Here is a 22216-nt window from a genome sequence, read left to right as displayed (position 1 = left end):
GACTTCCTGTGGTGACGCTACATGGCGAAACCCCTCTCCACCAGAGAGCAACGAGTTCGCGTCGCGCGCAATGCCGGAGGAACTCGCTGCCGGGGCCCGGCCGGTGGCCCCCGACGGAGTAAGGACGGCTCCGGATGGAGCAGTGGGGGCGGCCGTGAGAAGGGTGCGGCCGGCAGGAGGCTGCCGGCCGCACCGGGCTCCGCCCCGCCCCGGACCCGGAAGTCCGAGGTGGATGGCGGAAAGAGCCAGATCAGCGGACCGTACGCCTCCGTCGCCCCGCAGGGGCGAAATACGGGCCGCTCGTCAAGCCCTTCCCGCCACCGTTCTGGACGGGCACGGAATCCCGGCTGCGCCCATCGCCAGGAGCGGGCAGCAGGAAGACCGCACGTCAACCGTGGGTCCGCCGCCCCGGAGGGCCACACACCACCGGCTGACGCGCTCCAGTATGGGAGGGACGGCAGGCTGTTTTCCACGTCCAGTTTTTAGCGCTAAGCCACGTCGCGCCAATTAGGCTCACGCCCGCGCAACGTGGCCCATGACGCGGGGGATTTGATGGCATGACCAACACCGACAAGTCGGCACTGAGGACCCTGCTGAGAGCCTGTCGCGCGCGGATCGACCCCACCTGGCACGGCTTCCAGCGCCCGTCCCGCCAGGGGCGCCGCGCGCCGGGCCTGGCCCAGCACCAGGTCGACCAGCTCCTGCACCGCACACCCGGCACCTACCGCCGGCTGGAGTCCGGCGCCTGGCCGCGCCCGGACACCGGGTTCCTGCGCGATGTGGCGGTGCTCTTCGCCCTCAACGAACAGGAGTGGGTGTCGCTCTGCCGGTACGCCGGTATAGGCGACCCGCCCGGCCCGCTCAACGCCCGCTCGGGCAAGGAGGTTCCGGGGGTGTGGCAGGAGGCGGTGGACGGGATGACCCATCCCGCGTACATCACCGACGCCTCGTGGGAACTGGTCGCGCACAATCGCGAGTTCGCCCGGCTCTTCCCCGGCGAGCGGGTGCCCGCCAACACGATGCGGTGGATGCTCCTCGAACCGCAGGGGCGCGCCATGCTGCTCGACTGGGACACCGCCTGGGCCCCGCTCGTCGTGCCCCAGCTGCGGGCGGCGCTGGTCAGCCGGCCCGACGACGAGGTGCTGCGCCGCCTCGAACAGGACGTGCTCGCCGACCCGCGCTGTGCGCCGATCTGGGAGTCGGGCGGGGCGCACATCCATCCGGACGGCGACGAGCGGCCTGTGCACCACGCCATCGAGGGCCCCGGCTGGGTGACGATGTGCGCGGCCCAGCCCATGACCGCGCCGGGCGCACGCCTCATCGTCCTCCTCTTCCACGCCGGACCCCGCCGCGCCCACTCGAGCACGCCGGTTCTGCGCGCCCCGTGAGGGCCCGAGGCCGGTGAGTGGGTGGCGGAAAGAAGTCGGTTGACGGTCGGTCGCCGGGGCCGGTTTCCTGACGCGATGAGTGATCTTCGTATCGAGCGGGTGGACGGTGACGCCTCGCTCCGGGACTGGCGTTCGGTTCACAACGCCGTCGTGCCCACCGCCGCGCTGTCGTTGGCGGAGGTGTCCGAGCGGGCCGGGCGCAACCTGCTGTCCGTCGCCCGGCTGGACGGTGTGCTGGTGGGCTGTTCCACGGTGCGCCCGCCGGGTGCGGGCGCACCGGTGGCGACCGTGATCGCGCGCATCCTGCCCCCGTACCGCCGCCGGGGGCTCGGCGGCATGCTGTACGGCCATGGTCTGGAGCTCGCCCGTGAGCTGGGCGCCGAGGTGATCGAGACCTGCGTGCTGGAGTCCAACCCCGAGGGGCTGCGGTTCGCGTTGCGCCTGGGGTTCGTGGAGACGGAACGGTATGTCCTGCCGGGCGACACCGTGCCGTTCATCGACCTCCGGCTCGCCTGACGGCGGGCCGTCCGCTGAGTAGCAGTACTCATCCGCCGTGCCCCCTTCCCGTCCTACTGTCACACCGGAAGAACGAACGGGTCCGGAGCGGGCGGGGCCGGAGCACGAGGTGGGGAGCGGCGGGATGGGCGGATCGCGGGGACGGCGCCGGGCCGGGGTGTCGGTGGCCGGGGTGCTGACGGGCGCGCTGGCCCTGGCGCTCACGGGGTGCGGGGTGGTGACCACCACGAAGGAGGACCGCGCGTACGCGGAGAAGCTGGCCGAGACCCACTATCCGGGCCTGCTCCGGGTGATCGAGGCGCACACCCTGATCCCCGAGGCGAGCGGTTCGGAGGTCGTGTTCGCGATGACCGACAATCCGGACGCCGTGGTGCGGATTCGGGTGGACGCGGAGGCCGGCACCTGCAACACCCACGGGTGCCGCGAGGTGCTGGACAAGGCGGTGGAGCGGGGACGGCAGGAGGGGGCCGCGGTGCGGGCCCTCGTCGACACGTTCCGGCGCTGCGGCCACGAGGTGCTCGCCGTCGATCCGCAGACGGGTGCGCCGTGGATCGCCGCCTCCCTGACCAACTCCACGGTGAGCACTCTGATCGCGGACCTCGGTGGGTGCGCGCGGCAGTGGAAGGAGGCGGCGCCCAGGAGCGACGGCGACGCGGTGAAGGGGGCCTCGGTGAACGTGGTCTCCCCGTCCGTCGCGGCGAAGCGGCGCAAGGCTCCGAAGTCGCAGCCGACCGCGATGCGCCTGAGCGGGAGCTCGCTGCGCGCCTCCCTCGGCTCGCACGCCTACTACAGCGTCGGGTACGGGGCGAAGGACGGGCGGGTGGACCCGTCGTCGGGCAGCGCCCGGATCGTCCGCCCGTTCAAGGAGCGGCAGGAGTTCGCGGCCGCCGTCCACAGCGCCGTCGCGGACCGGCTCAGGGCCGACCACCCCCGGGTCCAGGTCAGCGACTTCGAATGGGTGTGGCGACTGGAGCCGGGGACGGTGGACCGGGTCACGGGCTATGTCCTGTACTGCGAGGAACCGGACGGCGAGAAGTCGTGCCTGGGCGACCTGGCGGTGCTGGTGACCACGGATCTGGAGGGCAACCCGGTGGGCGAGCTGCGCCATGTCGGCAAGGTCCGTGAGGGCCGCGGACCGCTGCGACTGCCCCCGATGTGAGCCCGCGCGACTCCCGCCGGCTCAGGGCCGGGCGGGACGGTACGTGTACGCGGCCCACAGGGCGCGGAGCGCGTCGCCGTCCCGCCAGTGCCCGGAGGCCGCCGCGCGGTCGGGTGTCCCCCACACCTTGATGTCGCCGTCGGTGCCGGGGCGCCAGCCCGGATCGCCGCTCGTCGCGAAGCCGGCCCAGGCCGCGGTCATCCGTCGTGCGAGGGCCCGGTCGCCCGGCCCCGGTTCCGTGCCGCCGATCAGGAACCGGACGCACCGCTCGTCCTCGTTGCCGAAGGCGAACGGCACGTCGGCGCAGTGCCAGGCGCGGACCCCGCCATCCTTGCGGTCGAACCGGGAGAGGAAGACGCGCCCGCCCGCCGCCTCGTGGACGGCGGCCAGCCGGCTGCTGTACTCGCCGAAGAGCAGGTCCCCGTACAGGGCGAGATGGAGGTCGTGCGGCCCGGCGCCGGGCAGGAGGGCGCGGTATCCGTCGACGAGCGGGGCCGGGAGACCGAAGTCGGCGGCGAAGCGGTGCAGTCGCTCGTCGGTGGGGACGTCGACGGCGGCCCCCACGGCGTCCATCAGCCAGTATTCCTCGGTCGTGTGGCAGACCAGCAGGCCGATGTCGCGGGCGGCGCCGGCCGCGATCAGGTTCAGCGGCTCGTCGAGCAGGACGTGCCCGTCGGCGACCGGTCCGTAGATGACCGGGTCCCAGTGCAGCGGGCCGGAACCGGGGTCGCGTCGGTAGTCCTCGACAACGGCGTCGGAGGCCCGGACGAGCGCCTGCGGGTCCGCGCCGGCCAGGGCTGCCGCGGTGGCCGGCACTGCCGCGGCGGCGGCCACGCGCTCCGTGACCCGCCGGGCGAGTTCGGGGGCGAAGCAGGGGCCGACCGCGCTGTGGGCGATCACCCGGTGGAAGAGGCCGCGGGCGGCGTCCATCGCCATGAGGCAGACGGCGGCCGCGGCTCCGGCCGACTGCCCGGCCGCGGTGACGTTGTCCGGCGCTCCCCCGAAGGCGGCGATGTTGTCGCGGACCCATTCCAGGGCGGCGATCTGGTCGAGCAGACCCCGGTTGGGCGGGAAGGCGCCGGACCCGTCGTCGGGGACGTGGCCGAAGCCCTCGAAGCCGAGGCGGTAGTTGAGGGTGACCACCACGAGGCCGGTGCGGGCGAGCGCCGTACCGTCGAAGTCCGGCTGGGCGCTCGACCCGAAGGTGTAGGCGCCGCCGTGCAGCCAGACGAGCACGGGCAGCGGGCCGGACGCGTCGGCGGGGGCCCAGATGTTGAGGGTCAGGACGTCCTCGTCGCCGGGTGACCAGCAGGGCGCGCCCGGCAGTTCGGCGGACTGCGGGGCGACGGGGCCGAACTCCGTGCAGTCGCGTACCCCCGGCCACGGGGTGCGGGGGCGGGGGGCGCGGAACCGGTTCTCGCCGAACGGCGGTTCGGCGTAGGGGATTCCGAGGACGGCCACGACCCCGTCGACCGGAGCGCGTCCGCGTACCCGTCCGCCGGTCGTCCCGTACACACCGCTCTGTGTCAACGCGTTCCCACTGCCTCTCGATCGCCGCTTCCAGGCGGAAGCGGTGATCATGATGACTCACTTCCGCGCGCGGGGCGAAGGGAATTCAACAGAAGCGATCAGAAGTCGGTCAGCCTGCCTGGCCGATGGCGCTGCGGAGCATGGCCACGGTGGTCGCGGCGGCCGAGCGTTCCGCTTCGTCGTCGGTGGCGCGCACCCGTTCCTCCAGCAGGACGATGGCCGCCTGGAGCACGCCGACGCGTACCGGAACGGTCCGCATGGCCGTGAGCACGGCCGCCGCCCGCTCGGCGGGGGTGGCGGGCGCGGCCTGCGGGATGAGGGTGGAGATACCGCGCCCGAGCGCACGGTCACGAGGCGGCTGCGCCGCGGGTGTGGTCACCGGAGAAGTCTGCCGCACCCGGCGCGCGGAATCCGTCAGCGACCTGGCCCGGCCGGGCCGGTCTCCTGCGCCGCGTCGTGCACCCGGCGCAACAGGGCGGTGAGCTGGGCGCGTTCACGGCTGTTCAGCGGGGCGAGCACCTCCTCCTGCACGGCCAGCGCCTCGGCCTCCAGGCTCTCCAGCAGGGCGCGGCCGGCCGGGGTGACGGTGACGGTGACCCGGCGCCGGTCGGTGGTGTCGCGGGCCCGCTCCACCAGGTCGACCCCGCCGAGCCCGTCCACGATCTTGACGACGTCGCTGCGGTCGATCGACAGCCGGGTGGCGAGTTCCCGCTGCACATGGGGGCCGAAGTCGCGCAGGGCCGCGAGCACCGCCATGTGCCAGAGCCGCAGCCCGCGTTCGGCCAGCCGGTCCGCGAGCAGCCCGCGCGCCGTCTTGCCGGTCTTGGACATGAGGTAGGTGGTGAGTCCCAGGAGGCTGGGCGGCGTCTCGTTCATCGGTATATCGTAGGGCCAACCCAATGATGGGTGAACACCTACTAAAGGAGTCGCCGTGGACGCGCTGCATCCCCGCCTGCTGGTCGGCCGGTTCGCCGATTGCTTCCGCTTCTACGACGCCGTGCTGCCGCCGCTCGTCGGAGCCGTACGGGCCAGTGGCAGCGCGACGGGGCCGTACGCGCACTGGGATGTGGACGGTCAGGGGGTGCTGGTGCTGTTCGACCGGGGTGCGATGGCGGAGGTGGCCGGGACGGCGGATCTGCCCGTGGAGGCCCCGCCGGCGCAGGACCGGTCGATGTTCGTCTGCCGGGTGGCCGACGTGGACGCCGGGCTGGCGCTCTGCCTCGCCCATGGCGCCGAGTTGACGGTCGCGGCCCGCGACCGGCCGGAGTGGGGGCCGGGACTGCGCACCGCCCATGTACGGGACCCGGAGGGCAACCTCGTCGAGTTGCAGTCGTACTGAGCGGTGCGCACGGTCACTTCCGGGCCCAGGCGCGCATCGCGGCGCGCGAGGAGAAGTGGGCGACGTCCTTGTCGAGGGGCCGGTCGGTGTACTGGTGGATGCGCCAGGACGCCTTGATGCGCGGATGGCCGGCCTTGACGTAGTCGGCGATCCAGAGCCCGTCCCCGGCGTAGGACGTGGTGTCGTGGTGCAGCCAGAAGTAGCGGTTGCAGTAGAGCAGGACGCGGTGGTGCGGGCGCAGGCGCTTGACCTCGCGGATGAAGCGGTCCTTCTCGGCGTTGCTCGGGCGGGTGCCCTCGCCGTTCTGTTCCCAGTCCACGGCGAGCAGGTCGCCCGCCTTCTCGGGCGCCTTGCTCAGGAAGTACTCGGCCTGGGCCGCGATGTTCCCGGGCCACAGGAAGTGATAGAAGCCGATGACGCAGTCGGCGTCGCGGGCGCGTTTCGTCTGGTCGGTGAGGCGCGGATTGACATAGGAACGGCCCTCGGTCGCCTTGATGAAGACGAAGTCGAGTCCGTCCGCGTCGAACGAGGACTGATAGGAACTCACATCGACACCGTGCAGCATGGGCACCGCCTCATTCACAAGTGGGTTGCTCTGTTCCGTTTCTTCCCGCCGAATCCTTCACTCACCCGCACCGGACGTGTGAATGCGCGTGTGTGCCGGGGCGCGCGCTCCGGCACACACGCGCAGGCCGGAACGCGCCCTCGCGGTGTCGGGGACGTCCGGGGCCGCGTTCAGGAGGCGCGACCGCTCACTGGGCCTCGGGAGCGGCCGGCAGGCTGTCCATGAAGGAGCTGACGGAGAACACGGCGTTCCCGGCGCCGGGCGGGCCGTAGCCGGGGGGCGAGCTGAGCCCGAACTCCTCCATCGTGGCCCGGTAGGACTCCAGCAGCCGGATGTGGTACTCCAGCGGCGCCCCGTCGGGGTTGGTCCTGCCGAGCGGGGTGGTGGGCTCCGGGCACCAGGTGGTGAACCGCGGGGTGATGCCGTGCGACATGAAGAAGCGCAGGCCCTCGGTGGTGGAGTCGATGGCCTCCTTCACCGTGGTGAAGCCGAACGGCTCGGCCATCTCCACGCCGGCCACGAAGTTGGGGATCACGTTGCGGGCGCCGAAGACGTCGGCGGAGTCCAGGATGCGGCGGTGCCACTCGTCCCGGCCGACGTAGCGCTCCTTGCCGGGGCAGTACAGCTCGAACAGTCGGCGGTCCCAGACCTCGTAGTTGGGGTGGTAGATCTTCACGCCGTAGTCGTGGAACCGCTGGACGTCGGCCTTGGGCAGGGCCTGGGCGACGACCTTCCCGATCCAGCGGTCGGGGAAACGCTCCTCGATGGCCTTGGCGTACTGGCCGTAGAAGTCCGCCTCGTCCCGGCCGCCGATGTGCGACGTGATGGCGCCGCCGGTGAGGGTGTACGCCGTGGAGCTCTTCGCCGTGTCGTAGCGGTCGATGATCTCCAGTGCCTCCAGCACCTCCTCGACGGGCTTGACCCCGGTGTACGGGCGGCCGGCCGCCTTGTGCTGGCGCCAGTTGTGGTTGATGTCGCAGTACTGGCACTCCTCCTTCGCGCCGAAGTACTGGCAGACGCGGAAGACGGTGAGGTAGACGAGGTAGCCCCACTGGATGGTCGGGGCGACCTCCATCACGGACTTGCCGTTGGCCAGGGTGTGCCGGTAGTAGTCCGGCATGGGCGGCAGGCCGACGTCGGAGATCCGGCGGCCGTCGAGGTAGAGCCCGAGCATTCCGTCGTCGCCCGCCGCGACGCGGTACGGGGACGCGGGGTTCACGCGCACCGAGACGACGGTGCGGCGCAGCTCGTACGGGCCGCCGGTGAGCACGATCTCCTCGGGCGGGCGGCGCAGCGCGGCCTCGCCCAGCTCGGGCAGGGTGCCGTGGTCGAAGGAGAAGATGAAGTACGACTTCGGCTTGACGTCGCCGTCCTCGTTGTCGCTGAGCGCGGACTCGTCGAAGGCCAGGCCGCCGCGGAGCAGGTCCTCCTTGATCACGGCCTCGCGCGGGACGTGCGGGAACCGCTCCATCAGCCGTTCGACGAGCCGGGTGCGGTCTGCGCTGCCGGGCTCGGTGCGGGCGGGATCGGTACGGCTGGGCATGTACGGGCTCCTCGGTCGGTCGTCGGCGTGTTCCGGATGCGACGTCTGTGCAACGAACCACGGCCGCGGGGCGTTCTCTCCCCGGCTGCCGGATGCGTCACTCCCCGCCGCCGAATCCTATGTGACCTGCCGGTAAGGTTCGGGGGCGGGACGGTGGACGACGCGCTGCCCGACGGGTCACCTGCCCCAGTGCGCGGGGCGGTCGAGCGCGGCGGGCAGCCGGGTGGCGGCGCTCCCCCGCGCCGCGTTCACCTGGGCCTGGGTCAGGAAGAGCGCCCCGGTCAGGTCGGCGCCCGACAGGTCCGCGTCCCGGAAGTCGGCGCCGATGAGGTCCGCGAGGCGCAGGTCGGCGCCGCCGAGGTCGGCCGCGATGAGATAGGCGCCGCGCAGGTCGGCACCCCGCAGGTCCGCCTTCCTGAGCCGGGCGCCCATCAGGTCGCCGCCCCGGTGGGCGCGCTTCCTGCGGCCGGGGGCCGTGGCGCGGACGAGTTCGCTCACCCGGCCCAGGAGCACGGCGACCTCGCCCCGGTGCGCCGCCACGTCCAGGGTCTCCAGGGCGTGGGCGTCCAGGCGGGTCAGGGCCTCGGTCGCCTCGACGGCGCTGCGGATCGCGCCGCGCAGGGAGCGGGCCGGGGCCAGGCCGGCGGCCTCGGTGAGATACCAGAGCAGTTCGTGGAGTTGCCGGACGACGGGGAAGACCTGGTACATCTGCCCGGCGGTCTCCGGGGCGGCGCGACAGTCCCGTCCGCCGAATATCTCCACCGACACCTTCTGCCCGGCGCCGAAGCAGTCGTAGACGGTGCAGCCGGGGAAGCCCTCGGTGCGCAGCCGGGCGTGGATGCCGCAGCGGAAGTCGTCCCGGAGGTTGCGGCAGGGCGTACCCGCCGCCTTGTCGACGGCGAAGTCCGCGGAGCGCGTCAGCGTCAGCGCGACGCAGCACAGGGCGAAGCAGTTGGCGCAGTCGGCGCGGAGGGCGGCACGGTCGTTGTCGGGCACGGTGCGGAAGTCCTCCGGGGCGCGGGGTTCGTGAGCGGCACAGAAGCCTATCCGCTCGGCACGCCGGACCTTCGCGCCCTCGGTGCGGACGGCCGTTGTCGGTGGGGCGGCGCACACTGGCAGCGACACGGCAGGGCGACGGGACGGAGGGGCTGCGGATGGGTGCCGAGGAGGCGGGCGGGTTCGAACCGGCCACCGGGGACGGTCCGCCCGGCGGTGGGCCGGCGCGGGATCGTGCCGCTTCGGTGCGGTCGGCGCTGGCCGGACTCCTGCAGATCAGGCGCCTGGCGAACGGCGGCCGGCCCGATCCGGAAGCGGTGCCCGCCCCCTGGGAACTGCACCGCCCGGTACGGGCCGTGGCCCTGGCCCTCGAGTCCGCGGGGCTGCCCGCTTCGGCCGTCGACGCGTCAGGACGGCGTACGGGCAAGGGGTACCGGGTGGTGGCCGGGGCGGCGCCGGGCACGGTGCGGGTGGAGTGGCTGGGGCCGGCCGGCAGCGGGGCCGCGTACGAGGAGGAGCGCGAGTTGCCCCGGTGCGCCGGGGCGCTGCGGGAGTTGGGCTGGACCGCGCTGCTGTACCGGGGGCCGCGCGGCCGGCGGTTCCTGGAGGTCGAGCCGCCGGCGGGCGGGCGTCCGCCGGACGGCCGATAGAAGCCGTGCCGCGCCCCACCCGGCGGCCGCTTGTCAGACCCATGGGGGATGCTGGTGGGTACGACACCTCTGACCTGGAGATGCTGATATGCGCAAGGACGAACTCGCGGCGGCGCAGGCGTATGTCCGTTTACTGGAGGCCACCCGCGCGGCCCTGTCCGACCCGGCGGACACCCCGCTGTATCTGCCGTTGCTCACCTCGCCGATGGAGGAGGCCGACGGGGCGCTGCGGCGCGCGGGGCTCTCGGGCAACGAGACCCGGTTCTTCGAACTGGTCAGCTCGCTGCGGCCGAGCCTGACGGGCGGCGGTCACTGAGGAGTTCAGCCCTCGGGTGACGCCCCGGGGAGCGGTGCGAGGCCGAGTTCCCGGTCGCCGAGGGGGGCGAAGTGGCGTGCCACGTCCTCGTCGGTGACCTCGGAGAGCCGCGCCGGGTGCCAGCGGGGGTCGCGGTCCTTGTCCACGATCTGGGCGCGGACGCCTTCGATCAGGTCGGGGCCGGCGAAGGCGGCGGTGGAGACGCGGAACTCCTGGTCGAGGACCGCTTCCAGGCCGCCGAGGCGGCGCGCCCGGCGCACGGCTTCGAGCGTGACCTTGAGCGAGGTGGGCGCCTTGGCCCGGATGGTCTCGGCGGCCTGCTTGGCTGCGGGGTCGCCGTGGCCGGTGAGGCGGTCGACGATCTCCTCGACGGTGCCGGCCGCGTAGCAGGAGTCGATCCAGTCGCGGTGCGCGGCGAGTTCTCCGCCGGGCGCGGGGCGGGCGTGCCGCCGCGCGGCGGCGGTGATCTCCGCGGGGGTCGTGCACTGCGCCAGGGCGGCCACGAGGGCGGTGAGCCCTTCGGCGGGCACGAAGTGGTCGGCGAGGCCGCACAGGAGTGCGTCGGCCGCGCCGACCGGGTCGCCGGTGAGGGCCAGATGCGTCCCGAGTTCACCGGGCGCGGTCGCCAGCAGATACGTTCCGCCGACGTCCGGGACGAAGCCGATCCCGGTCTCGGGCATGGCGATGCGGGAGCGCTCGGTGACGATGCGGACGGAGCCGTGGGCGGAGACCCCGACGCCGCCGCCCATCACGATGCCGTCCATCAGTGCGACGTACGGCTTGGGGAAGCGGGCGATGCGGGCGTTGAGCCGGTATTCGTCGCGCCAGAAGTCCAGTGAGGCGGTGCCTCCGGCGAGGGCGTCGTCGCGGACGGCGCGGATGTCGCCGCCCGCGCACAGGCCCCGCTCCCCCGCGCCGGTGAGCAGCACGGCGACGACGGCCTCGTCCCGCTCCGCCGCGTCGAGCGCATCGGCCATGAGCCGCACCATGACGTGGTTCAGCGCGTTCAGGGCGCGGGGCCGGTTGAGGGTGAGGTGGCGGACGCTTCCTTCGGTGTGCGACAGGACGGGGTCCTCGTGGTTCATGCGTGCGCTCCGGTCGGCCCTGGTGCGGTACGGCCCCGGTCGGGGGCGGTCTTCCGCTGCCATTGTGCGTGGCGGGCCGCCGGGGCGGGGACGAGGGGGTGTCCGCTGTGGCAGGCGTGCCGGAGCGGCCGGACAATTGAGGCACCCCGTACGGCGGACCCGCCGGACGATCCTCCTCGGAGCTGGCATGACCGATCAGAACCGGCCGCCGGTCGTCCCCGGCCCGCCCGGCCGGCCCGCGGGTGGCGCGCCCGCGAGCGAAACGGGTACGGCGGAGCGGCTCGCCCTGAACCGGACGGGCAGCTTCGAGTGGGACGTCGACGCCGGGACGCTGGACATCGACGAGGCGGGCCTGCTGGTCTTCGGCCTGGACCCGGCCTCGTTCGACGCGCGCCCGGAGACCCTGGCGGAGCGGCTGGAGCCGGAGGAGCGGGCCCGGCTGGACGCCGCGACGGAGGAGGCGCTCAAGGGCCGGCACAGCTCGTACAGCGTCCACTTCCGGATGCGGCTCGGGGACGGCCGGGAGCAGTGGACGCATGTCCAGGGGCGCATCCTGCGCGGCGAGAACGGGAGGGCGCGCCGGGTGATCGGTCTGGTGCGGGACGCGACGGCCGAGGTCACCCATTCGGACTTCGTGCTGGAACTGGAAAAACGCCGCCGCCGCCAGACCGGCATCGTTGAACGCACAACGACCGCGTTGTCGCGGGCGGTGACGGTGGACGATGTGACCGCGGCCCTCACCGGGCCGGGCGGGCTGGCCCGGCTGGGCGCCGACGGGCTCGCGCTGGGGCTGCTGGACAACGCCGCGCTGAACGTCATCGCCCTGAGCGGCGAGTCGCTGACGGAGCTGGACGACCTGAGCGCGGGACGGCTCGATCCCCGGTTCCCGCTGGCCGACACCGTGCTCAGCGGGCGGGCCCGGTTCGTCGGTTCCCTGGCGGCGCTGACGCGCCGCTATCCGGTGCTGGAGCCGCTCGCGGGACGGCTGAGGTTCCAGGCCGCTGCCTATCTGCCGCTGGTCGCCCAGGCCAGGACAATCGGCGGACTGGCCCTCTTCTACCGCGCCCGCACCACCTTCACCGCCGACGAGCGCAATCTGTGTCTGGGGCTGGCCGCGATCGTGGCCCAGTCGCTCCAGCGGGCGAAGCTGTTCGACGAGGAGCGCGAGTTCGCCACGGGCCTCCAGGCCGCGATGCTGCCGCGCCGCATCCACGACATCGAGGGCGGGGAGATCGCCGTCCGCTACCACGCGGCGTGGAGCGGCCGCCAGGTCGGGGGCGACTGGTACGACGTGATCGCCCTGCCCAAGGACCGGTTCGGGATCGTGGTGGGCGACGTCCAGGGCCATGACACCCACGCGGCGGCGATCATGGGCCAGCTGCGGATCGCCCTGCGCGCCTACGCCGCCGAGGGGCATCCGCCCTCGACGGTCCTGGCCCGCGCCTCCCGCTTCCTCGCCGAACTCGACACCGACCGGTTCGCGACCTGCGCGTACGCCCAGGTCGATCTGGGCACCGGAACCGTGCGGGTCGTCCGGGCCGGCCATTTCGGGCCGCTGATCCGGCACATGGACGGCCGGGTGGGCAGCCCCCAGGTGCGCGGCGGCATGCCGCTGGGCATCTCCACCGACTTCGGCGACGAGGAGTATCCGGAGACCCGGCTCGACCTGGTGCCGGGCGAGACGCTGGTCCTGTACACGGACGGGCTGGTGGAGGAGCCGGGCGCCGACATCGACGCGGGGGTGCGCACCCTCATCACCGAGGTCAGCGCGGGCCCGGCGGGCGCCGAGGCGCTGGCCGACCACCTCTCGGACCGGCTGTGGGAGCGCTGGGGCTCCGGCGACGACGTCGCCCTGCTCGTGCTGCGCCGCAGCCCGGACCCCGGCTCGCCCCGCGCGCCGCGCCTGCACCAGTACATCCATCAGGCCGACCCGGAGGGGCTGTCCGACGCCCGGTCCATCGTCCGCCAGGCCCTGACCGACTGGGACATGGCGGAACTCGCGGACGACGCCGAACTGGTCACCGGGGAGCTCCTGGTGAACGTGCTGCTCCACACCGAGGGCGGCGCGGTCCTCACCCTGGAGGTGCTGCCCGAGCCGGTCCGCCGGGTCCGGCTCTCCGTGCAGGACCGGTCCAGTGCCTGGCCCCGCCGCCGCCAGCCGGGCGAAACCGCGACGTCGGGCCGGGGGCTGCTCCTGCTGGACGCCCTCACCGCCCGCTGGGGCATCGAGCCCCGTGGCGAGGGCAAGGCCGTCTGGTGCGAGATCGGCCCGCGCGGCGAGCCGTAGGGCGGCGGGCCGCGGCGTGTCCGGGTCAGAGCCGGCGGTGCATGATGTGCAGGCCCACGAAGCCCTCGGTGGGGTGGTCGAATCCCTCGGGCAGTGTGCCGAGGATGTCGAATCCGAGGGAGCGGTACAGCTTGACCGCCGCCGTGTTGGTCTCCACCACCGCGTTGAACTGCATGGCCCGGTATCCCGCGGCCCGCGCCCACTCGATGCTGTACTCGCACAGGGCCCGGCCGACGCCCTGTCCGCTGTGGGCCGGGGCGACCATGTAGCTGGCACTGGCGATGTGCGAGCCGTTGCCCATGTGGTTCCTGTTCATCTTCGCCGTGCCGAGGACGGTTCCTTCGCCGTCGACCGCGACCACGGTCCGGTGGGGCGGCTTCATGAGCCACCAGTCGGCGGCGTCGGTCTCCTGGAGGTCGAGCGGATAGGTGAAGGTCTCGCCCGCGGCGACGATTTCGTGGAAGAACGGCCAGATGGCGGGCCAGTCCTCGGAAGTTGCTTCCCTGATCAACATGGCGCAAAGAATGCCTGTCCCGCCCCCGGCCCACCACTCTTTATCCGGTCCGCCCCGCACCGTCACGCCGCCCGTCCCGCCGCCCGGCGGGCCGCACCGCGGCGATCGCGCCGCCGCGCCGCCCCTGGCGAAGCCTGAGCCTCCCCGACGCCCGCCGCCCGAGCCGGGCCAGAAGCCCGACGGGCCTCCCCGGCCGGGAAGAGCCAACGGGCGGGGCGACGGACGACGCGACCGGCACGGCGGGCTGCGGCGCGGCAGGCTCCGGCGCGGCGGGCTGCGGCCGGGGCGCGTCGCCCGGGCGTGGGGCGGGATGGCGTTCGCGGGCGGCGTCCAGCTCCGCGATGAGGGTGATCCGGCGCCAGAGGATCTCATCGGGTGCGTCCGCGGGCATCAGCCGGGCCATCACCTCGCGCCCCGCGACCGATGGCCTGCGGCCGAACACCGCCTCGTGCCGGAGCTTGCCGAGGAGGGCGCGCTCGTAGGGGTCGTCCACCACCTCCGCCAACTGGACGGGGTCCAGTCCCTGGGCGACGACCGCCGCGCGTACCCAGGGGTCGTCCGTGAGGGCGAGCAGTCGCTCGATCCGGCGCGACCGCCAGTTGCGGGGCCGCAGGTCGTCCCCGGCGTCCAGCAGGTCGCGCATCCAGGGCGGGCTGTTGCCCACCAGCAGTTCCGGCGACCGGAGCGCCAGCGTCTGGACCTCCTGCGCGAGGTAGATCCACACGACCACGCGGTAGCGGTTGAGGTAGAAGGCGATGGGTGTGAGGCAACCGGACCGGGCCAGCCTGGTGAAGCGGGTCTGGCTGATGTCGAGCAGCCGGGCGCCCTCCGCCGTTCCCACCGTGCGCACCTGTTCGCGGAGTGCGTCGGGGAACCCTTCCCGGGCGCGAAGGTGTTCGATCTGCGACGGCCGGACCCGGGGCCGGCCGTCCGGACCGCTGACCACCCGCACCGCCCCCAGGTGGACCGCGAGGTCGAACTCGGCGCGCTTCAGCCCGAGTTCCGCCGAGGCGCGGCTCGCGGAGATCGTGTCCTCGACGCCCTCCGGCGCGGTGGCGCTCTCCGTCGTTCCGGACGTGTTCATGAGTGGCATGGCGTAACTCCCCCGCTCGCTTCAATTACTCTCTGTGACCAGAGTAGTCCGGGAAAGTCAACTGCCGCCGAGCCTGTGGATAACTCCACGGACCCGGCGGCAGCATGGGTGCCGATGCGTCAGAGCCGGTTGACTCCCCCGTCCCCGTCCTGTCGGGTGTCCACCGCGAGGTGCTGTCCCACCCGGTTGACCAGCAGCGTCATCTCGTACGCGACCTGACCGACGTCCGACTCCGCCTCGCTCAGGACGCACAGGCAGCTGCCTTCGCCCGCCGCCGTCACGAAGAGCAACGCCTCGTCGAACTCCACCATGGTCTGCCGGGCCCGTCCGGCCCGGAAGTGCCGCCCCGATCCGCGGGCCAGGCTGTGCAGCCCCGATGAGACGGCCGCCAGGTGCTCGGCGTCCTCGCGGGCCAGTCCGGTGCTCGCACCGGTCACCAGGCCGTCGTTGGACAGCACCAGGGCGTGCCGTATGTGCTCCACGCGATTGGTGAGATCGTCGAGGAGCCAGTCGAGTCCCCTGTCCAGCGCCATGCTTTTCCTCCCCGTTCACGCGTTCCCCGTGCCTCGCTCGTGTGCCAGCCTTGCGCACGGGTCACGCCGGGGCAAGCACGCCGCTCCGCGCACCCGTCCCGAAACGGACGCCGGGTTCAGCCGTAGGAGAGGTCCTCGCAGGGGTCGTCGTCGGCCGAGCGGGCCTGGTCGGCGAGGTTCGCGGGCGCATTCGCGGCCGGGGCGGCGGTGGCGTTGTCCGGTGCCGGGGCCGGCTCGTCCGCGTAATCCTGTCCGACCGTGACCTGGACGCCCGCCGTGCCGGATTCGGTGAGCTGTGCGCCGGGGAAGAGCCGCGCCGTCGTGCGGGCCTCCTCGCGCTGGCCGGGGCCGTACACGACGACGGTGCCGGTGCGGCTCTGGTCCTGTGCGGTGGCCGTGCCGGTGACGGTGAAGCCGTGTGCGCGCAGCAGGTCGGCGGCCCTGGCAGCGAGCCCGTTCACCGTGGTGCCGTTGTAGACGGCGACCGCGATGCCCGCGCCCCGGACGGGTGCCTGCGAAGCCTTCGGGGACGGTCCGGATTTCGCCTTTCCGTCGAGGGGGCGGTCGGCTTTCAGCGCGGCCCACAGGGCGTCGGCGTCCGGTTCGACGACGGCGACGCGCTCGCCCTCGTAGCGCCAGGGCACGGTGACGAACTTGGTGTTGTGCAGGTCGATGTTCTTCATCGACAGGGCGAAGGAGAGCAGCTTTTCGGCCGATCCGAGCCCTTCGTCGACCGTCATGGCGTCCGTCGCCGCGTCGGCCAGCGGCAGCAGAGTGGTGGGGTTCATTCCGCGTGACTTGATCTTCTTCACCAGGGAGGCGACGAAGGCCTGCTGGCGCTTGATGCGCCCTATGTCGGAGCCGTCACCGATGCCGTGCCGCAGGCGCACGTAGTCGAGGGCCCGCTGTCCGGAGACCGTCTGCGGCCCCTTGGCGAATACCAGGGAACCTCGTGTCGGGCGCTTCGGGTTGAGGTCGCGCTGGTACACGTCCTCCGGGAGGCACACCGGCACTCCGCCGACCGCCGAGGTCAGCGCGGAGAATCCGGCGAAGTCGATGACCACCGTGTGGTCGACGCGCAGCCCGGTCAGGTGTTCCACGGTGTTCTGGGTGCATGCCGGGTTGCCCTCGGCGGTCTCCCCCACCGAGAACGCCCCGTTGAACTGGCTGTGGTGCTGCGGCCTGGTCCAACTGCCGTCGGGTTTGCGGCAGGCGGGGATGTCCACCATGGCGTCGCGGGGCACGGACACGGCGACGGCGTGTTTGCGGTCGGCGTAGACGTGAAGGAGGAGCACCGTGTCGGAGCGGCCCACCGCCCCCGTGCCGCCGCCGAGGCCCTTGTTGCTGCCGGCGCGGGTGTCCGACCCGATGACGAGGACGTTCTGTCCGCCGGCCGTGCCGGGCGGCCGGTCGCCGGAGACACCGTCGTCGCTGAAGGTGTCGATGCCGCCGGTCAGTTTCAGATACCCCCAGCCGACCCCGGCGACCAGCAGGATGAGGAAGGACAGTGCGGACACCGCCGTACGCCGCAGCCGGCTTCCCCTCCCGCCGGGCCCGGTTCCTCTGTTCCTGCGTGCCATGGGCCACCCCGTTCGGTCATGCGGTCGTGCGGTTCTACGGTCGTGCGGATGCTCGGTCGTGAGAGACGGCCGGGCAACGACGTCTTCCCCGCCCGCCCACCGGGTAATCGGGGCGGACGGTGCCGACGCCCTGGGCAAATCCTCGCGATTCCTGAAGAGTAGGGCACGGCCGCCGTTCGTTCCGGGCGACGGCCGGACCGTCACCCGCGACGAACGCGCGGGCGCCGGTCGGTGAACCACTGGATCATTGGAGGAAGTTCATGGGTGTGACCCTGGCCAAGGGCGGCAACGTCTCCTTGACGAAGGAGGCGCCCGGCCTGACCGCGGTGACGGTCGGCCTGGGCTGGGACGTACGCACGACGACGGGTGCGGACCACGACCTGGACGCCAGTGCGCTGCTCTGCGGGGACAGCGGCAAGGTCGTCTCCGACCTGCACTTCGTCTTCTACAACAACCTCAACAGCCCGGACGGCTCCGTCCAGCACACCGGTGACAACCTCACGGGTGAGGGGGACGGCGACGACGAGTCCATCAACGTGAACCTCGCGGCGGTCCCGCTCGAGATCACGAAGATAGTCTTCCCGGTCTCCATCCACGACGCGCAGAGCCGTGGACAGAGCTTCGGCCAGGTGCGCAACGCGTTCATCCGCGTCGTGAACCAGGCCAACGGTGTGGAGCTCGCCCGGTACGACCTCAGCGAGGACGCGTCGACGGAAACCGCGATGGTCTTCGGCGAGCTGTACCGGCACGGCGGCGAGTGGAAGTTCCGCGCGGTCGGGCAGGGTTACGCCTCCGGCCTGGCGGGAATCGCGAAGGACTTCGGCGTCAACGTCTGACCGACGGCCCCGCCCGCCGTCCCGGCCCCGTGTCAGCGGCGGCCGGCCCGGCGGGCGGGTGGCGCGGGCGTCATCACGCGGAGGCGGGTGGCGCGGGCGTCACGCGGAGGCGGACGGCTCCCCGTCCCGCGCGGCGCGGCCGATGGCGCTCGGCCACCACGCCCGTGGCCCGATGTCCACGACGAGCGCCGGGGCCAGCAGCGACCGCACCACCAGCGTGTCCAGCAGCACGCCGAACGCCACGATGAACGCGATCTGCGCGAGGAACGCCAGCGGGATGACGATCAGGGCGGCGAAGGTGGCCGCCAGCACCACGCCCGCCGAGGTGATGACACCGCCGGTGCTGACCAGGCCCCGTAGCATCCCCTGCCGCGCCCCGTGCTCCAGCGCCTCCTCACGGACCCGCGACATCAGGAAGATGTTGTAGTCGACGCCGAGGGCCACCAGGAACACGAACCCGTACAGCGGCACCGACGCGTCCGTGCCGCTGAAGCCGAAGCCGTGCTTGAAGACCAGCGACGCCACGCCGAGGGTCGCCAGGAAGTTGAGGCCCACGGTGGCCACGAGGAGCACGGGCACCAGGACGGACCTGAGCAGGCCCATCAGGATGAGCAGGATGATGACGAGCACCACCGGCACGATGACGGAGCGGTCCCGTTCGGCGGTGCGCTGGGTGTCGTACTGCTGGGCGGTGTAGCCGCCGACGAGCGCGTCCGCGCCGGGCACGGCGTGGACGGCGGTACGCAGGCGTTTGACGGTTTCCGTGGCCGCGTCGCTGTCCGCCGCGTCCTTGAGGGTCACATCGATGCGCACCCGGCCGTCCACGACGAGCGGGGCTCCCCCGCCCGGCCGGCCGGACTCGGTCACGGGTGCGGCGGAGGCGACGCCGGGGGTCTTCTCGGCCGCCGCGGTCACCTGCTCGGCCTGTCCGGCGCCGGCGACGACGACGGCCGGGTTGCCGGAGCCCCCGGGGAAGTGCTTGCCGAGCGTGGCCTGGGCGGAGACGGACGGGGCGTCGTTGACGAAGATCTCGTCGAGCGGCACGCCGTGCGACTTCAGCGTGGGCGCGAACGCGGCGCAGGCGAGCAGGACCACCGCGCAGGAGAGCCACACCTTGCGCGGGGACCCGTCCACGCGCGCGGCGATCCGCCGCCAGATGCCGTGTCCGCCGGTCGCCTCGTCCACGGGGCGCGGCTTGGCCGGCCAGTACGCGGCGCGCCCGCACAGCACCAGGACGGCGGGGAGGAACGTCATCGTGCTCAGCACCGCGCACACGATCCCGATGGCGCCGACCGGTCCCAGGGCGCGGTTGTTCGTCAGGTCGCTGAGCAGCAGCGCGAGGAGTCCGAGGGCGACGGTCGCGGCGCTGGCGACGATGGCGCCGAAGGAGCGGCGCAGCGCGGCGAGCGCGGCGGTGGTCCGGTCGCCGTGCCCCGCCAGCTCCTCCCGGAACCGGGCGGTGAGCAGGAGGGCGTAGTCGGTGGCCGCGCCGATGACCAGGATCGAGAGGATGCCCTGGACCTGGCCGTCCACGAGGACGACGTCCCGGTCCGCGAGGACGTAGACGATCCCGCAGGCGAGTCCCAGGGCGAGGACGGAGCTGATGATGATCAGGAACGGCAGCAGCACACTGCGGTAGACCAGCAGCAGGATGACCAGGACGGCGGCCAGGGCCACCCCGAGCAGGAGCCCGTCGATTCCGGCGAACGCGTCCTTGAGGTCGGCCTGGGTGGCGGCGGGTCCGGCGAGTTCGGCGGTGGTGCCCGGCACCGTACGGGCCGCGTCGCGCACCTCGTCCAGGGTGGCGGGCAGTTCGTCGCCGAGGTCGGAGCGCAGCTGCACGACGCCCGAGAGGGCCTCGCCGTCCTCGGACGGCAGGGCGGGCGAGGGGGTGCCGACGACGCCGGGCTTGCCGTTCAGGGAGGCGAGCGCCGCGGTCGCATCGGCCCGTGCGCCGGGCGGGAGGGTGCCGTCGGCGCCGGTCCACACCACGATCGCGGGCACGGTCCCGGCCTTCTGGAACGCCTTCTGCTCGTCCGCGACCTTGGTGGACTCGGCGCTGCGCGGCAGGAAGGCGGCCCGGTCGTTGGTCGCCACCTCGCCGAGTTTCCCGGCGTAGGGGCCGAGGGTTCCTCCGATGCCGAGCCAGACGACAAGGAGGGCGAGGGGCACCAGCCATCGGACGGCGCGGTGCCTCGGTGCGGGCTTCATTGCTTCCCCTTGGTTCGACTCGTGACACACATGGCAAAGGTTTCCCGATGGCTCTCTCGATGATTCATTATCTCAATCATCAAGAGATATTAGTCTAGGGGTATGCGCACCACGGACGAGGGCCCGGACAGAGGCACGGACGGCGGGCCCACGGGCCTCCAGTCGTTCGCTGTGCTGCTGCGCCGTATGAACAGCGAGTTCAACCGCATCACGCATGAGTTCGCGCAGTCGCAGGGGTTGCATCCGACGGATGTGCAGGCGCTCGTCGCGATTCTCGACGGGGTTCCGGGTGAGGAGGGGGGTGCCATGACACCGGGGCGGCTGCGCGAGCAGCTGGACCTCACCTCGGGGGCGGTGACGGCGTGTCTGGACCGGCTGGAGCGCGCGGGGCACATCCGCCGGGTGCGGGACAGCAGCGACCGGCGGGTGGTGCATCTTCACTACGCGGCGCCGGCGAAACATGTGGCGCGCGACTTCTTCCGGCCGCTGGCCGCGGGCACGGAAGCGGCGCGCAGGCGGTTCGACGAGAACGAGTTGCGGGTGGTGGTCCGGTTCCTGGAGACGATGAACGACGAGCTGGGGCAACTGCGCCGGACGGAACCGAGGCCGTAGGGGCGGGCCGGCGGGGGCGGCCCGCCGCCGTCCGTCACTCGGCCCGTGCTCCGGGGCCGGCGAGGTCGCGGACGGGGCAGCCGCGGACGCCGGGGGTGGGGAACGTGCCGAGCGAGGCCACTTCGTATCCGTCCGGGTAGCCCTTGATCTCGGGGTTCTGCCGGGCGTAATGGGGCTTGCCTCGGGGCGGCATGAGCCGTACGGCGCGGGCGCGCAGCCGCAGTGCGCCCCGGACGAGGCTCCGGGCCGCGGCGGCCGGGCGCTCGTAGCGGAAGGTGCGCAGCAGGGAGTCGTCCAGGAGGGCGAGGCTCGCGCCGCGCACCAGGGGCGCCAGGGGGCGGGGGTACCAGGAGGCCATCAGGTCCAGCGTGGCGTCGGAGACGGCCCGTGCGCCCTCGTCGAAGGCGAAGTGATCGTTCTCGTAGGTGTCGAGGGTATACTCGAAGTCCTCGTAGGTCCGCGGCAGGTCCTTGATGCCCATGCGGGCGCCGAGCGCCCGGTAGTAGGCGGCGAAGGCCCGCAGTTCGTGGTCGCAGAGCCGGCGCCAGCCGTAGGCGTCGAGCCATCGCTTCGGGACGACGACGAAGGTGCACAGGACATAGCGCATGTCGTCGTTGCTGATGTCGTAGGCGGCGTGCATCCGGTTGATCCGGCGCAGGGCCGTGCGTCCCGGATCGCTGTCGAAGCCGTGCTCGACGACGGTGTCGAGGAGCAGCGCGGTGTCGTCGTAGCGCTTCTGCGTACGGTCCGTCAGTTCGGCGGTTTCGGCCAGGAGTCTGCCGATGCTGGGGACGGCATAGGTGCGGTACAGGGCGAGTTCGAGGGCGCGGGTGACGTCCCACGGGAACTCGTACGTCACGGAGAGCCGGTAGATCTCCAGGAAGTCCCGTTCCGGATCGAGGCGTTGGATCTCTTTCAGCCGGTCGTAGCGCTTCACCGCACCGTCCCCCTTGTCCAGGTCGAGTGTCCCAGCCTACGTCCGCGGGCAGGACGCTGAGTACGCGCGACGCACGCGCGTACTCAGGTTGACGGAAGGCGGTTTCCCATGACCGGGATATTCGGTGCTCTGCGCAAGGCCCTGTCCGCGGGCCGCGGTGGCGGCCGTACGGCGGTGGCCCGGCCGGAGCCCGTACGCCGGCAGCCCAATCTCTTCGAGGCGGCCGCCGTCTTCGTCGCGGCGTCGGCCGAGGACGACGAGGAGCGGATGGACGAGGCGAGCGGCTGGGTGTCGCCGGAGCAGCTCTCCTTCGGGGTCGGCGAGCTGGCCTGCCGGGCGCTGATCGCGCTGGCCCGGGAGCGGGGCGAGTCGCCGCAGACGGTGGCGCGGGACCTGCTCGGGGTGACCGCCGACCGCTGAGGCGGGTGCGCGGGGCCGCTGCGGGGGTGCGCAGGGCCGCTGCGGGGGTGCGCGGGGCGGCTGCGGCGGCGGGCGGGTCGGGGCGTACGGGCCCTCGACTCGGAGG

Annotated in this window: 23 protein-coding genes; 10 read left to right on the top strand and 13 right to left on the bottom strand. The window is 72.6% G+C overall.

The window, feature by feature from the left end:
* Nucleotides 1-557: 557 nt before the first annotated feature.
* The 3 genes from OG710_RS29240 (at nucleotide 558) to OG710_RS29230 (ending at nucleotide 3063) form a co-directional block, all read left to right on the top strand.
* A complete protein-coding gene (locus OG710_RS29240) occupies nucleotides 558-1388 on the top strand; it encodes an MmyB family transcriptional regulator (protein ID WP_330242053.1) in 831 nt (276 codons plus the stop codon).
* Between the two features lie 75 nt (nucleotides 1389-1463).
* Nucleotides 1464-1904, top strand: a complete 441-nt coding sequence (locus tag OG710_RS29235; protein WP_330242052.1) for a GNAT family N-acetyltransferase — start codon at nucleotides 1464-1466, stop codon at nucleotides 1902-1904.
* Nucleotides 1905-2028: 124 nt separating this feature from the next.
* Entirely contained in the window at nucleotides 2029-3063 is a 1035-nt protein-coding gene (locus OG710_RS29230; protein ID WP_330242051.1) for an SCO7460 family lipoprotein, read from the top strand.
* Nucleotides 3064-3084: 21 nt separating this feature from the next.
* Here the strand turns inward: OG710_RS29230 and OG710_RS29225 are convergent, their stop codons facing one another.
* The 3 genes from OG710_RS29225 to OG710_RS29215 are packed head-to-tail and all read right to left on the bottom strand — an operon-like array spanning nucleotide 3085 to nucleotide 5469.
* Entirely contained in the window at nucleotides 3085-4644 is a 1560-nt protein-coding gene (locus OG710_RS29225) for a carboxylesterase/lipase family protein (RefSeq protein WP_330242050.1), read from the bottom strand.
* Nucleotides 4645-4702: 58 nt separating this feature from the next.
* On the bottom strand, nucleotides 4703-4972 hold the full coding sequence (locus OG710_RS29220) for a hypothetical protein (protein WP_330242049.1): 270 nt from the start codon (nucleotides 4970-4972) through the stop codon (nucleotides 4703-4705).
* A gap of 35 nt (nucleotides 4973-5007) precedes the next feature.
* Nucleotides 5008-5469 (bottom strand): MarR family winged helix-turn-helix transcriptional regulator, encoded by a 462-nt coding sequence (locus OG710_RS29215; protein WP_330242048.1) that lies wholly within the window; start codon nucleotides 5467-5469, stop codon nucleotides 5008-5010.
* A 55-nt stretch (nucleotides 5470-5524) separates the two neighbouring features.
* On the opposite strand from OG710_RS29215, the gene OG710_RS29210 reads away from it, so the two are divergent.
* Nucleotides 5525-5932 (top strand): VOC family protein, encoded by a 408-nt coding sequence (locus tag OG710_RS29210; protein ID WP_330242047.1) that lies wholly within the window; start codon nucleotides 5525-5527, stop codon nucleotides 5930-5932.
* A 13-nt stretch (nucleotides 5933-5945) separates the two neighbouring features.
* Here OG710_RS29210 and OG710_RS29205 read toward each other — a convergent pair whose 3' ends face one another.
* From OG710_RS29205 to OG710_RS29195, 3 genes are all read right to left on the bottom strand, one after another.
* Nucleotides 5946-6497: a glycoside hydrolase family 25 protein gene (locus tag OG710_RS29205; protein WP_330242046.1), complete on the bottom strand. Its 552-nt coding sequence runs from the start codon at nucleotides 6495-6497 to the stop codon at nucleotides 5946-5948.
* A 187-nt stretch (nucleotides 6498-6684) separates the two neighbouring features.
* The gene (locus OG710_RS29200) at nucleotides 6685-8040 is read right to left on the bottom strand and encodes a radical SAM protein (protein ID WP_330242045.1); all 1356 of its coding nucleotides are present in this window, start codon (nucleotides 8038-8040) and stop codon (nucleotides 6685-6687) included.
* Nucleotides 8041-8217: 177 nt separating this feature from the next.
* A complete protein-coding gene (locus OG710_RS29195) occupies nucleotides 8218-9036 on the bottom strand; it encodes a pentapeptide repeat-containing protein (protein WP_330242044.1) in 819 nt (272 codons plus the stop codon).
* Between the two features lie 158 nt (nucleotides 9037-9194).
* On the opposite strand from OG710_RS29195, the gene OG710_RS29190 reads away from it, so the two are divergent.
* Nucleotides 9195-9686, top strand: coding sequence for a hypothetical protein (locus OG710_RS29190; protein ID WP_330242043.1), 492 nt, complete (start codon nucleotides 9195-9197; stop codon nucleotides 9684-9686).
* An 88-nt stretch (nucleotides 9687-9774) separates the two neighbouring features.
* Complete coding sequence (locus OG710_RS29185) at nucleotides 9775-10002, top strand: hypothetical protein (protein ID WP_330242042.1); 228 nt, start codon at nucleotides 9775-9777, stop codon at nucleotides 10000-10002.
* A 5-nt stretch (nucleotides 10003-10007) separates the two neighbouring features.
* On the opposite strand, the gene OG710_RS29180 is transcribed toward OG710_RS29185, so the two are convergent.
* Entirely contained in the window at nucleotides 10008-11087 is a 1080-nt protein-coding gene (locus OG710_RS29180) for an enoyl-CoA hydratase/isomerase family protein (protein WP_330242041.1), read from the bottom strand.
* A 187-nt stretch (nucleotides 11088-11274) separates the two neighbouring features.
* Between OG710_RS29180 and OG710_RS29175 the strand changes: the two genes are divergently transcribed.
* On the top strand, nucleotides 11275-13374 hold the full coding sequence (locus OG710_RS29175) for a SpoIIE family protein phosphatase (protein ID WP_330242040.1): 2100 nt from the start codon (nucleotides 11275-11277) through the stop codon (nucleotides 13372-13374).
* Nucleotides 13375-13399: 25 nt separating this feature from the next.
* Here OG710_RS29175 and OG710_RS29170 read toward each other — a convergent pair whose 3' ends face one another.
* From OG710_RS29170 to OG710_RS29155, 4 genes are all read right to left on the bottom strand, one after another.
* Nucleotides 13400-13888: a GNAT family N-acetyltransferase gene (locus OG710_RS29170; protein WP_330242039.1), complete on the bottom strand. Its 489-nt coding sequence runs from the start codon at nucleotides 13886-13888 to the stop codon at nucleotides 13400-13402.
* 40 nt (nucleotides 13889-13928) lie between these two features.
* Nucleotides 13929-14981 (bottom strand): DUF6397 family protein, encoded by a 1053-nt coding sequence (locus OG710_RS29165; protein ID WP_443064308.1) that lies wholly within the window; start codon nucleotides 14979-14981, stop codon nucleotides 13929-13931.
* A 119-nt stretch (nucleotides 14982-15100) separates the two neighbouring features.
* The gene (locus OG710_RS29160; RefSeq protein WP_330242038.1) at nucleotides 15101-15514 is read right to left on the bottom strand and encodes a roadblock/LC7 domain-containing protein; all 414 of its coding nucleotides are present in this window, start codon (nucleotides 15512-15514) and stop codon (nucleotides 15101-15103) included.
* A gap of 116 nt (nucleotides 15515-15630) precedes the next feature.
* The gene (locus tag OG710_RS29155) at nucleotides 15631-17094 is read right to left on the bottom strand and encodes an LCP family protein (RefSeq protein WP_443064307.1); all 1464 of its coding nucleotides are present in this window, start codon (nucleotides 17092-17094) and stop codon (nucleotides 15631-15633) included.
* Between the two features lie 260 nt (nucleotides 17095-17354).
* On the opposite strand from OG710_RS29155, the gene OG710_RS29150 reads away from it, so the two are divergent.
* Nucleotides 17355-17930: a TerD family protein gene (locus OG710_RS29150; RefSeq protein ID WP_330242036.1), complete on the top strand. Its 576-nt coding sequence runs from the start codon at nucleotides 17355-17357 to the stop codon at nucleotides 17928-17930.
* 99 nt (nucleotides 17931-18029) lie between these two features.
* Here the strand turns inward: OG710_RS29150 and OG710_RS29145 are convergent, their stop codons facing one another.
* Complete coding sequence (locus OG710_RS29145) at nucleotides 18030-20141, bottom strand: MMPL family transporter (RefSeq protein ID WP_330242035.1); 2112 nt, start codon at nucleotides 20139-20141, stop codon at nucleotides 18030-18032.
* Nucleotides 20142-20243: 102 nt separating this feature from the next.
* Here OG710_RS29145 and OG710_RS29140 point away from each other — a divergent pair, with 102 nt between their 5' ends.
* A complete protein-coding gene (locus tag OG710_RS29140) occupies nucleotides 20244-20753 on the top strand; it encodes a MarR family winged helix-turn-helix transcriptional regulator (protein ID WP_330242034.1) in 510 nt (169 codons plus the stop codon).
* A gap of 34 nt (nucleotides 20754-20787) precedes the next feature.
* Here the strand turns inward: OG710_RS29140 and OG710_RS29135 are convergent, their stop codons facing one another.
* The gene (locus OG710_RS29135; RefSeq protein WP_330242033.1) at nucleotides 20788-21690 is read right to left on the bottom strand and encodes an oxygenase MpaB family protein; all 903 of its coding nucleotides are present in this window, start codon (nucleotides 21688-21690) and stop codon (nucleotides 20788-20790) included.
* A gap of 108 nt (nucleotides 21691-21798) precedes the next feature.
* On the opposite strand from OG710_RS29135, the gene OG710_RS29130 reads away from it, so the two are divergent.
* The gene (locus OG710_RS29130) at nucleotides 21799-22110 is read left to right on the top strand and encodes a hypothetical protein (protein ID WP_330242032.1); all 312 of its coding nucleotides are present in this window, start codon (nucleotides 21799-21801) and stop codon (nucleotides 22108-22110) included.
* Nucleotides 22111-22216: the final 106 nt, after the last annotated feature.

This window comes from Streptomyces sp. NBC_00525 (assembly GCF_036346595.1).
GTDB lineage: Bacteria > Actinomycetota > Actinomycetes > Streptomycetales > Streptomycetaceae > Streptomyces.
This window is presented reverse-complemented; position numbering and strand designations above follow the sequence as displayed.